This window comes from Pantoea sp. C8B4 (assembly GCF_051336905.1).
GTDB lineage: Bacteria > Pseudomonadota > Gammaproteobacteria > Enterobacterales > Enterobacteriaceae > Pantoea > Pantoea rwandensis_B.
The window spans coordinates 331822-344023 of record NZ_JBGMNK010000001.1 but is presented as its reverse complement, the minus strand read 5'-3'; the positions used below and the strand labels follow the sequence as shown (position 1 = coordinate 344023).

Below are 12202 nucleotides of genomic sequence, written 5' to 3'. Positions count from 1 at the left end.
AGGTTTTAGCTTAAGGACGATTTCTTTTAATTCTACATGACCACTTTTGTTTTTTTCCATTAATAGCAACCCGTTAATGCATTGGATTATACCCTTTCGGTTAAAGCCCAGACCTGCCGGCATCTCTGATCGAAAGGAAAATGTGTCCCAAACTGAGTGCTATTTGTGAAACAGAGATAGCGGCGGCGCATTTCCCCCTCAACCTCGGCAATGTGTACCGGGCGCAATGTTCACTGCAATCCCCCCCAAAGTAATCCCCAGATGAAAGTTGTTAGATCTGCTTACTGGTTTTCTCTCATTTAAACGAAATGACCGCCTGAAAATAAATTTTCTTAAAAAATTTTTTCAGATATTCCTGATTAAGTTATGAGCTATCTAACAATGACTTAAAGTCAAATTTAAGAATTTCCTTATACAAATCAGCGATAAACGGTCGTGGCAGAGTGTTGATTTAGGTCCGTTAATTACTTTATATTCGCGCACGAACTCACAGGAAAAGTTGGGTCTTAATTCTTTTCTTCACTATTTATACGATTGAATCATGAGTAGGGCTTATCAAGCGGGTGCTTTGAAAGTCCGTTCCAATTTACGCCAGTACCTGCACACCACAGGGGCGCATAAGTCAATCGAGCTTCCCCTCACGTTCATAAGGAGAACCTAAGGGTGGCGAAGATTAACCCTGTGATGCACGACATCAAGGGCACTTATAAAAAGAAGCACAACGACCTGGAGCAGATTGGACTGCGCCGCGAATAAAAACCTGGACTTACAAGGATGTCAAAATCATTCATTCCAATTCCTTGAACGAACGCGCCTTCGCGTAAGCCCGCGTGGGTGGTTCACTGTCCGCTTTTTCAGAGGTTCGCCTGCGCGCAGATACGCCTCTGAAAAATACACCGATTTACAGATGCCTCAGACCTTATAGGCTTCGGTTAACGGCCAGGGGCGGTAGCGTGCCTGAAACAGAGTGTGAATTTATCAATTTTAGTCGTCGCAGCAGTCGTATGACAATCACTGGTGGCGTTTTTTCCCTGTGGAAAAGCATGCGATATCGGTGACGTTAATCCCTGATAGCTTGATAAAGAAGTCAATATCGGCAATCAAGAAATAAAAATATTACTGACGTTATTCTCTCTGCAATTAGTGGGAGACATAACAATTCGTCATCAAGGAGAGAATGACAATGACCCCCTCTGGCCTAATAGAAAAAACAGCATCGGCAATTTCCTCTACGCTCAATCGTTATTCTTTATTGATTCCAGCCTGCAACTCACCGATTGATGTGGAAAATCTTACGGGCATGGAAGCGTTGAGCGAGAACTATCTTTACAGCGTGATGTTCACCAGCCCGGATAATGACATTTCACCAGACCTGATGCTGCGCAAAGCGGTGACGCTGACTATGGGCATTGGACCTCTGCAGAAATTCGAATCGCAGAAGATTGTTCACGGTTATATCACCGATTTCCGCCGCCTGACGGGTTCCGCCGACCAGGTCAGTTATCTCATTATTATTGAGCCCCGCTTTGCGCTTCTGGATAAGCAATACCGCACACATCGCTTCTTTGTGAATAAATCCGTGCCGGAAGTCGTCAGTCAGATACTGGATGAGCATGGTTTTCATGGATGGGAATATGAGTTCAGCCTGAAGCATGACTATCCCAGAAGGGAACAGATTAACCAGTATCAGGAAAGTGACCTGAAGTTTGTTCAGCGTCTGGTGTCTGAAATCGGCATCTTCTACTACTTCACGCTTCAGCCCGATACGCAGACTGAAGTCATCCGGTTTGGGGACACGCAGAGCGCTTATTCTGAGCAGAAATCGCTGCCGCTGAACAGCCCATCGGGCCTGGAAGACAACGCCCAGGAATCCATCTGGAATCTGAATCTGACCCATAACGTGGTTGAAGCGGGTGTGACAGCAAAGGATTACAACCATCGTGAGGCACAGCGCGTGCTGCGGTCGGTGAAGGCAGATATGACGCGGGGTGATGGTGACAACATCACTTACGGGGAGGTGTATCACTATCGTCCGCGCCATCCCTACAGCGGTGATAAGTATGTTCCGGAGGCCGAGACCGCAAACTTTTATGCCCGTCTCGACCATGAACGTTTTCTTGCCCGACAGACGCTGATAACGGGAATATGCAACGACGCCTTTATTAGCCCGGGCCACGTTTTCTCTGTCACCGAGACAGGCATACCCACGCTGCCCGCGCGGTTGCAGACTCCCTTTTTAATCACCCGAATCAATGTCAGTGCGAGCCGGCGCTCCGCATTCCAGGCCAGTCTGAATGCCGTGCCTTACAGTGAGACGCTTTGCTGGCGTCCCGCTCTGCTTGCCCGGCCTAAAGTCAGCGGCACCATGACGGCTCGCGTGACCAGCGCGAAAGACAACGACATCTATGCCTGGCAGGATGCATCCGGGTTATACCGTGTGGTGTTTGATGCGGACGAGGAGGGCAAGGATCGCGGTCTTGAAAGTATGCCCGTTCGCCTCGCGAAGCCTTACGGTGGGGATGGGTACGGCTTCCATTTTCCGCTGATACAGGGAACGGAGGTGGCCATAGCGTTTCGTGAGGGGGATCCGGACCAGCCTTATATTGCACATGCGCTGCATGATTCGCGTCATGTTGATCACGTTACTGAGAAAAACAGTACCCGCAACGTTATCCGCACGGCTGGGCTGAATAAGCTGCGTATGGAGGACAAGCGTGGTGAGGAGCATATCAAGCTCAGCACGGAGTATGGGGGGAAGACGCAGCTTAACCTTGGTCATAACGTTGATGCTTCAAGATCGTTGCGTGGGGAAGGTGCAGAGTTACGTACCGATAAACATATTTCTATTCGCGGCGGGGCTGGAATTTTCATCAGCGCTGATGAGCAGTCACACGCTGAAGGAAATATGTTGGCAATGCAAGCGGCGGTAAATGAACTTCAGCAGGCTCAGCGCTTAACCGAATCACTGCGAAGTGCGGCTGAAGTGGCCAAAGCAGAGCTTGCTGATCTACAAAGCCAAAAGGCACTCCTCAATGATGCTTTGAAAGAACTAAAGCAGTCTGTTCTATTAATGTCTGCTCCTCACGGTATCGCCCAGACAACCCCAAAGAGTCTGCAAATATCTGCTGGAGAGAATCTGATCGCAACCAGTGGAAGTAATGCAGACTTCAGTATTATTAAAGCATTCAGAGTCGCCGCTGGAAGTGTTATTAGTTTATTTGCTCAGGGTTTAGGAATTAAAATTTTTGCGGCTAAAGGTAAAGTGGAAATTCAGGCGCAGGGAGATGAAGTAACTTTGGATGCTCTCAAAGATGTGAGAATAAGCAGCAGCGAAGGAAAAATAATTATTCGCGCTTCTAAGGAAATTCTTTTAATCGGTAGTGGTGGTGCTTATCTGAGGATTGGAAATGGAGAAGTTGAGTGCGGTGCTCCAGATAAAATCATTCAACGAGCGGCAGTGTGGCAAAAGTTTGGGGGCCAGAGTGCCAGTGAGATGGCGCAAACATGGAGTCAGTCCGAGTTCGGAATTACTCCCATTATGACTAGGCCGTTTTATAATCCTCCTATTAGAGGGCAGAGTATTAGCATTTTAAGTGTTAATGGCAACAGTAAAATCGCTAATGATGCAACTGGGCAATCAGTACAATATAAAGGTATTTGTATGGGGGTGGTGAAAGTAATTAAGAATACATGACGAGAAATTTCTCAAGGTGGTAATTTAAATCTTAGTAAGACTCCATCATTTATTAATGCTAATGAATTTCAGGCAAGGCAAGGCAACAAACCACCAACTTTCTTAAAATATATCGTGGAGTTTTATTCTAATGTGGTCTGTCTGTGATTTATTTAATTATCAACACTTAATGCCAAGTATTATCAGGGTGAGTAATAATTTTTGTTATGGCGATTAATAACTGGAGGTTAATGCATGGACGAAAAAAATCGGTCTTACCATCGCCCCATCTGGGATGAAAATGGGAACTTTCATTATCAAATCATTCCCCAAAAAAAAGAAAAAGAACATTTTGCGCTATGCCTCGCGCCGCCTGAAAAAGTGATCCCGGTTATTTTTATTCCGGGGGTAATGGGGTCAAATCTGAAAAACAAAAATAGTGAAGTCTGGCAGTTCAGTGCTACATCGCTTGGCAAATGGCCGATGGCTAGCGCGGAGAAAAGGAAGTTTCTTCTTGATCCGAGGACCACTACTGTGGATGACAGTGGCGAAATATTCAACGAAGCCATGGAAGATATAAAATTCAGCTCCCGACGTGAAAGAGGATGGGGAAGTGCATTTTATAAGAGCTATGGGAAGGCACTAGATCGGCTGCAATACCTGCTCAACGACGATGACATCCTGATGGACAATTACTTCAGAGAGGCTCAGATGCAGACGACACGGCAGCGTTTTGTAGGTGTAAGAATAGGAGATGAACCGATAGAACAGGTTTTAACTGCTGATGAAGCGGCACACAGTTATAGATTTTTATACCCAGTGCACGTTTTTGGTTACAACTGGCTTCAGTCCAATGCGGATTCAGCGATGTTGCTGGGCGCGTATATCGGTAAGGTACTAAGGGACTACCACGGCCGTCTGGCGATAAATAAAGTCATTCTGGTCACCCACTCAATGGGGGGACTGGTTGCCCGGCACTACTCAGAAAACATGAACGGACAGGAAAATATACTGGGGATAGTGCACGGGGTGATGCCGGACCTTGGCTCGCCAACGGCCTACCGGCGGATGAAAATCGGTGAGAGGGGCATTACCGGGATGATTATCGGGGATAATGCAGAAAAGCTGATGCCGGTACTGGCGCAGTCCCCCGGTCCGTTACAGCTTTTACCGAGCAGGACTTATGGTTCGGGCTGGCTGAGAATAGAAGGGGCTAATTCCCGCCAGTCCCTGCCACTGGATGATCCTTATAAGGAGATTTATCTGAATAAAGCGGCTTGGTGGCGGCTGTGTGAGCAGGATTTGCTGCTGGGTAATACTGAAGATGAGTGGAATAAATATGAAACGAGGATAAATGAGGAAGTTAAAGAATTCATTGAAGAGTTGAACGGCAAATACCATCCGCAGACCTGGCTGTTTTACGGTGCGAGTGCGGACAATCCGTCTGACGAGTTCCTGACGTGGAAGGAAAATATTCCTGTGCGCGTGAAGGAAGCTCAAAGGGTGAGGAAGGATGATGGAAAACCTCTTGAGTTATCCTCGTTGAGAACCCATGAGCTGATTTCTGCGGGAACGCCTGGAGACGGCACGGTACCGGTTACGGCTATCCGCACGACGTCCCCCCGAATTCGAGGTGTGCTGGCAACTGATGTTGACCATGAAGGGGCCTATGCCGTTGCCCCGGCAGACCGTTCCCGTTCGGTTGACCGCGACCTGTCAGATGCCCTGATGTTCACAATCCGCTCGGTGGTGAAAATCGTGCAGCAGGTGCCTACACCATGAAAAAATTCCTTCTTCAACTGCTTATCCCTCTGGCGATGGTGCTGCTGGCAGCAGGATTCTATATTTACAACTATGTGACATTTGTGCATACGCCGTCGGCGTTAACGGACAAGGAAAAACGTATGGTCGATACTCTTTTTGCCACCACGAAAGCCCAGTGCGTAGGGCGTTATGTGTTTGAGGTTCCGGCCTCTTTTGAAAATACTCTGACGGACAGCGCCCAGATTAATGAGGTCAGTATCAGCAGCAAACGGCTCTACCGTCCAGCGTTTGAACAGCGTATCCGGAGACGCGAACAGGAGCTACAGAACGGACACACAGTAAGAAAAGTGGATCAGCCTTTTCTCAAGCAGGTGTACCGGGTTAGTGAGAATGCGGTGATATTTGATCGTAATAAAAATGAGAGCGTGCCGGGTTTTGGGCGCATTCTGGAAGGGCACCTGTACGTAGACGGAGTGGCGTTTATTCTCACTCAGAACATTACCGATTACTCGGACCAAAAATTTGCCAAAGAACGTGAGTTTTGGTTACGCAAAGAGGTTGGTAGACTCGCTTGGATGGCCAATGATAAGCCACAGAAAATTGCAGAGCTCCAAGATCTGATGTCTCGCCTGAGCGGACGTAAAGACGATGAAATCCCGACACAGCCGGGGGCCTGTATTTCAGAAGGGTTTATCCGCGACGGAAGCGCGCTAGCGAAGGAGGATATTACCTTTGTCTATCCGCATAATCCGGTCTTTTCGTTTACAGTCTGGAGCAATAATGCCTTAAAAGAAAGCACCAATATGCTGGAGCGAAGCGGTGAAATTCAGTCTTATTTGAATCAAATTAATGCCCGGACACTGCGTAAGGGTAAAACACAGATTGCCGGGTTTGATTCAAGTGAATGGCTTGCCACAGCTCCGTCAGAAACGTCGCCTGATGACGCCTCTGCACAGTTATTGTTTACCGCTATAGCCAATGAGAAAACAGCGGAATTCAAAAACCCCAATCTTGACCTGACATTAAATAATCATGCTATGCCCCCGCCGACTTACAACAATGCTGAACTAGTGGAAATATGGGATCGTATAACTCATTCTTTTCGATTAAGAAATAATGCTTTCTGAAGAAGTTACTGAGTGAATGATTGATATATTTAGCAGCTATCTGAGTATTACAGAAAGCAGCTTGGGTATTCATATGGGTGTTGAATTAATATCATTTATTATTTGGGGTGATGTTTCTGTTTTTATCGAATGGAGTTGTCATCGTTTTTGAGAGTAAATGAACTCATGAAGTTAAAATAAACTCTCCTTATCTTTCCAGTGCCTGGTGTAGCCGAAATCTATCGATGTAATATCAATATGATGGGTAAGCTATTGAGATATTTATCTCTTGAGTTCATTGCTTTGTTGATGATCCACATGGCTTAATCGTTGAAATTATTTTTTTGCGAGGGTAAATCATGAAAATAAAAGGAGTGGTGGTAGTCTCTCGGGATTCTTCAATTTCCGAGAGAATACCTTTTGTGTCTTTTTTTATCGGTGCGTTTGCAATGGTTATCTTGCAGTTTTTTGACTTTGAAGTATACCGTTCAGAGTCGTTTTTTTTGGGTAGGGATATATATAGGATAATCATATATTACTCATCTATGCTTTTTTCATGTCTTTTTTATTTGTGGTCGATAGTGTTTTTGGTTATTAGAAAGAATAAGGATGGGCGTGTTGGCCTGTACAGTCTGTTATCTTGTCTTTTGCATGGAGGATATGTTTTTGGCATGTTTGTGGCTTTTATAATTATAAGGGGTTCATAGTTATGAAAGTGCACTTTCATTTTTTTGCATTCAGTTATTTCTTGTTTAATTAAAGGATGAAGATTATGCCAGCATTAACTTGTCTGGGTGATGCAACCACCCATGGTGGTGAGGTAATAACGGCCTCATCTACTATGTATGTTGAAGGAATTCAGGTTGCAATAGTTGGTGATAGGGTTTCATGTCCACTACATGGAACTAATCAGATTCAGCAAGGCGATCCAACATTATTTGATAACGGTGTTCAGGTGGTTGTACATGACTGTGTTTGTGAGTGCGGTTGTAGAATCATTAGTTTTAGAAACGAAAGGGTTGAGTAAATAAGATGAATTGGCCGATTCCGAATATCCCACATAAAAAAGTATTGAACCCTCCATCAAAGAAATTCTGGCTTACTGTTCTTTTTGTGTTGGTAGGCTCTGGCACATCAATCACTATCTTTCTTTTTCACGCCCGAACATTTTTAGATGTATTTATCAATGGACTGCTTCCCTCATTATTAATCTGGTTTTGTTTTCTGGGAATGGCATTATTTCGGTATGAGCAATCTTCGAATGTGGCAATATTGTGGAATATACAAACACAATATACTAAGACTCAATGGCAACGTTGGGCTATGTGGCAAAGACCGATAATAGCGAATGTCATTATATGTCCTGAACTAAAAGGAAGTCTGGCGTTAACTGGTGCTCTTCCTGATATTCCTGCATACCCCCAGAAAGGGCGAGGGTTGCATACTAAATTCGCCACACTCAATGCTAAATTTGATTTTTTGGATAAAGAAATTGAGGATCAGGTTTCGGATTATCGAAACATCTTATATGACATTGTCGTATTGACTACAAAAAATCATGATATCCAATTAGTTTCTCACGCTGTGTATAGACAATGGGATCTAATTCCAGCATTTCTAAGCTCCGTTGATGACTTTTTTTCAGGGAAAGAGTCACGCAAGATCCAAGGGTTGACATTGATTATTACCTTACAGGACTGGCCTAACTCGCGTGAAGTTGAGTACAGTGAATTTATTTCTGCAAAGTTGATATGCAGCAAAGAGACAATAAAAAGCTATTCATTGAATGCACAAGCGGGTGTTGGAAGGTTTTTGCATTCAGAATCACTAACTCAGTCTCTGGATGTGCTGGTTGAATATAACAATCTTAAAAGTTCTGATATCAAATGTGTATGGTTGACAGGAATTGAAGAAAAAGCTCAGATCGAGCTTGCACAGTATGCCCACTCAAATAAATGGTCGCTTCCTCCCCGACATCCTTTTTTAGTGATCAATCATTCGTTTGGACCTCCTGGTCCACTATCTTTCCCTACATCGTTGTCATTAATAACAGAAGCTGCGATTCAATCTGAAGAAGCGCAATTGTTAATTTGTGGCAATAGAGATGGCACTTATTCAATTTGTCTGGTTACAGGGATGTTATTTTATGATGGAAAAAACTAAGCAATCCACATGCGGTTTTAGCGTGACTGGCTATGCAATATTGGTTGTCGCGCTAGAATGTGTAAGCGCATTTCTGATTTACACTTTAAAAAGAAATATAGATGCATTAGGGGTGAGTAGAGAATCTGTTTGGGTCATTTGGGGATGTAGTATTATTTTCTTAATGATGGCAGTTTTTATTTTTTATCTCTATCAGAAAAGATTATGCAATGAAGGTCAAAAGCCCTATAAGCCTGAACAGGTATTAGAAAATGATTCGCCATTACAACAGACTAAAAGCACATCTGTTCAAAATCACAATATTTTGCTTGAGCACCTCAGGCAGGCTCTCCGCACACAATATGGCCAGTTCTGGAAACGCAAAATCCGTATCCTGCTGATTACTGGTAGCGTAGCGGATGTGGAGCGTCTGACGCCTGGCCTGCCTGAGCAGCTCTGGCAGGAAGATAGCGGCACGCTGCTGCTGTGGGGAGGTGACACGGCTTCATATTCCGATCAGAACTGGCTAATAGCCCTGAAGCGCCTGCGGCGCAGGCCCGCCGATGCGCTGGTCTGGGTGACTTCGGCTGCCGATCGCCTCGCCGTTGTTAACGGTTCGCCTCCAGCCGAGCTGCCTTCCGCCGCTGCAATAGATGCTACTGTTCATGAGCTGGCGGCTCACTATAAGGCCCTGGGCTGGCGACTGCCGCTGTTCGTCTGGTCGCTACATCTACGCGCGGGCGAGCAGCCGGGACGCCAGACGCAGGCGGTTGGCTGTATGATGCCGGATGCCGGAAATGCCGTTGCGTTATGCGCCGAACTGGCTGAAAAGCTTACCACTCAGGGCATTCAGCAGGCCGCAGGCAGTTCGGAACATCGATTTCTGCTGAGCCTCGCTGACCAGCTGGTACGTGAGCCGGGATCGCTGACTGCGCTGCTCACGCCGCTGCAAAACCCTTTTCATCCGCTGCCGCTGGCTGGCATGGTGTTCAGCACGCCTTCAGCTGGCGCGCAACACAGCATGCCGCACCACTGGGGGTGGGATAATCGCTGGGATGCAATACCGGCTTCGCTTAAACATCTGCCGTCGCATCTGCGCGCGGTACGTCCGGGGCTTTCCTGGGCGGGTGTTCTGGCCGCTGTGTCCTACGCGCTAGTGGTGCTTTGGGGGGCGGGTATGCTGGTATCCTTCCTGGCCAACCGCAGCGTGATTGGTGAAGTGCAGGCGCAGACGGAGCAGGTGGTTGATGCCCGCCAGCCTCTGCCGCAGCGTTTGGCGTCACTGGCTGTGCTGCAGAAAACCATCGAGCGCCTGCAGTATCGGGTTGAGCACGCTGAGCCGTGGTATAGCCGCCTGGGCCTCAATCAGAATGAAGCGCTGCTAACGGCGCTTTGGCCGCGCTATGGTGAAGCAGCGTTGCCGCTGCTGCGTGATGCGGCGGCAACGCTGCTAGGCCGCCTGAATACGTTCGCGGCACTCCCACCCGACAGCCCGCTGCGCGAAACGCAGTCAAAGCAGGCCTACACGCAGCTCAGGCTGTATCTGATGATGACGCACCCGGAACGCATGGACGCCGGCTGGTTCAGCCAGACGCTGATGCAGAACTGGGTGCAGCGGCAGGGCCTGGATAACGCGTACTGGCAGGGCGCCGGGAGTCCTCTACTGGCCTTCTATGCAGAGAATCTCATCTCTCGCCCCGAATGGGCGCTGAAAGCAGACCCGGAGCTGGTCAGGCAGGTGCGCACCCTGCTGGTACGTCAGATGGGGGTGACCAACAGCGAAACCCGCCAGTACCAGCGGGTGCTCTCACAGGTCGCCCGACAGTATGCGGACCTGCGGCTGGCCGATATGACCGGCGACACGGACGCGGGTCGCCTGTTTACCACCGATGAAGTTGTGCCCGGCATGTTCACCCGCCAGGCCTGGGAAGATGGCGTTAAACCCGCGATTGAAAAAGTGGCGCGGGAGCGGCGTGAGGAGATGGACTGGGTACTCAGCGATGCACCGCCGCCCGCCGGTGATGCATCCTCACCCGAAGCGCTGGAAGCGCGGCTCACCAGCCGTTACTTCTCTGACTACAGCGCCGCCTGGCTGAACTTCCTCAACAGCCTGCGCCTGCAGCCTGCTCCGACGCTTTCCGATGCAATTGATCAGCTCACGCTGATGGCGGATGTGCGCCAGTCGCCGCTGGTGGCGCTGATGAACACCCTCAGCGTGCAGGGACGGACCGGGCAGAGTGGGGATGCCATTGCCGACTCCCTGGTGAAATCCGCGCAGAACCTGCTCAGTCGGGAAAAACGCCCGGCCATTGACCAGAACAGCGGCCCGACCGGCCCCCTTAATGCCACCTTCGGCCCGCTGCTGGCGCTGATGGATAATCAGGGCAGCAGCAGTATGAGCCTGCGCACCTTCCTGACGCGTGTGACGCAGGTGCGTCTGCGTCTCCAGCAGGTCACCAACGCGGCAGACCCGCAGGCCATGACGCAGACGCTGGCGCAGACGGTGTTCCAGGGGAAAACCGTTGACCTCACTGACACCCGCGACTACGGCAGCCTGGTCGCCGCCGGACTCGGGCAGGAATGGAGCGGCTTTGGTCAGACGGTGTTTGTGCGTCCGATGGAGCAGGCCTGGCAGCAGGTGCTGAGGCCTGCAGCGGAAAGCCTGAACGCCCGGTGGCAGCAGGCGGTGGTGAGCGAGTGGAACAGCGCGTTTGGCGGGCGTTATCCCTTTAAGAATGTCAGCAGCGAGGTGTCACTGCCGCTGCTGGCAAAATATCTGAACGCGGACAACGGCCGCATCACCCGCTTCCTGCAGTCGCGTCTCAGCGGCGTACTGCACCGCGAAGGCACCCGCTTGGTGCCGGACAGCATCAACGCCCAGGGACTGACGTTCAATCCCGCATTCCTGAAAGCGATGAACCAGCTGAGCCGGATATCGGACGTGGTGTTCACCCGCGGAGAGGCCGGGCTGCACTTTGAGCTGCGTCCCGGTACGGCCGCAGACGTGATGCAGACTGACCTGATTATCGACAGCCAGAGGCTCACGTACATGAATCAGCAGCCGGTGTGGAAACGCTTCACCTGGCCTGCCGACACCGAAGCGCCGGGCGCATCGCTGAGCTGGATAAGCACGAAGGCCGGCACCCGCCAGTACGGCGACATGCCGGGCAGCTGGGGCCTGATTCGCCTGCTGGATAAAGCCCAGGTCAGCGCTAATCCGGGCATCAGCAGCAGCTGGCAGCTCACCTGGCAGGCTCCCGACGGTCGCCCGCTGAACTACATTCTGCGCACCGAAGCGGGTGAGGGGCCGCTGGCGCTGCTGAAGCTGCGCAACTTCACGCTCCCGAACGATATTTTCATTATCAGTGACACACAGGACGTGCCGGATGAAACCTTTGTCAGCGAGGAAGACTTATGACCCTGCAATCCCTGATTAACGCCTGCGGTGCGGATGAGAACCGTCTTCGCGCGCTGGCGACGGAGTCAGTCTCTCTGTGGGAGCCGTGGCTGAAGCCCC

6 protein-coding genes and 1 pseudogene are annotated in these 12202 nt (G+C 49.4%); all 7 read left to right on the top strand.

Annotated elements, in window-relative coordinates; all coding sequences use genetic code 11:
• Positions 1–651 precede the first annotated feature (651 nt).
• A pseudogene (locus ACCW76_RS01495) lies at positions 652–824 on the top strand (type VI secretion system tube protein Hcp); the annotation flags it as partial.
• A 359-nt stretch (positions 825–1183) separates the two neighbouring features.
• On the top strand, positions 1184–3694 hold the full coding sequence (locus ACCW76_RS01490; RefSeq protein ID WP_436337684.1) for a type VI secretion system Vgr family protein: 2511 nt from the start codon (positions 1184–1186) through the stop codon (positions 3692–3694).
• 234 nt (positions 3695–3928) lie between these two features.
• Positions 3929–5455 carry a lipase family alpha/beta hydrolase gene (locus ACCW76_RS01485; RefSeq protein WP_436337555.1) on the top strand — a complete coding sequence of 509 codons (1527 nt, stop codon included), beginning with the start codon at positions 3929–3931 and terminating at the stop codon, positions 5453–5455.
• The gene (locus ACCW76_RS01480; protein ID WP_436337554.1) at positions 5452–6564 is read left to right on the top strand and encodes a T6SS immunity protein Tli4 family protein; all 1113 of its coding nucleotides are present in this window, start codon (positions 5452–5454) and stop codon (positions 6562–6564) included. Before ACCW76_RS01485 ends, ACCW76_RS01480 begins: the two co-directional genes overlap by 4 nt.
• Before the next feature lie 748 nt (positions 6565–7312).
• A complete protein-coding gene (locus tag ACCW76_RS01475; RefSeq protein WP_436337683.1) occupies positions 7313–7570 on the top strand; it encodes a PAAR domain-containing protein in 258 nt (85 codons plus the stop codon).
• 5 nt (positions 7571–7575) lie between these two features.
• A complete protein-coding gene (locus ACCW76_RS01470; RefSeq protein WP_436337553.1) occupies positions 7576–8706 on the top strand; it encodes a hypothetical protein in 1131 nt (376 codons plus the stop codon).
• A 40-nt stretch (positions 8707–8746) separates the two neighbouring features.
• A complete protein-coding gene (locus ACCW76_RS01465; protein ID WP_436337682.1) occupies positions 8747–12103 on the top strand; it encodes an ImcF-related family protein in 3357 nt (1118 codons plus the stop codon).
• The last annotated feature ends 99 nt before the right edge of the window (positions 12104–12202 follow it).

Bases quoted from the DNA above. Each gene is read 5' to 3' on its own strand.
- ACCW76_RS01485 (WP_436337555.1), top strand. From the start codon at position 3,929: ATGGACGAAAAAAATCGGTCTTACCATCGCCCCATCTGGGATGAAAAT.
- ACCW76_RS01490 (WP_436337684.1), top strand. From the start codon at position 1,184: ATGACCCCCTCTGGCCTAATAGAAAAAACAGCATCGGCAATTTCCTCT.
- ACCW76_RS01480 (WP_436337554.1), top strand. From the start codon at position 5,452: ATGAAAAAATTCCTTCTTCAACTGCTTATCCCTCTGGCGATGGTGCTG.
- ACCW76_RS01470 (WP_436337553.1), top strand. From the start codon at position 7,576: ATGAATTGGCCGATTCCGAATATCCCACATAAAAAAGTATTGAACCCT.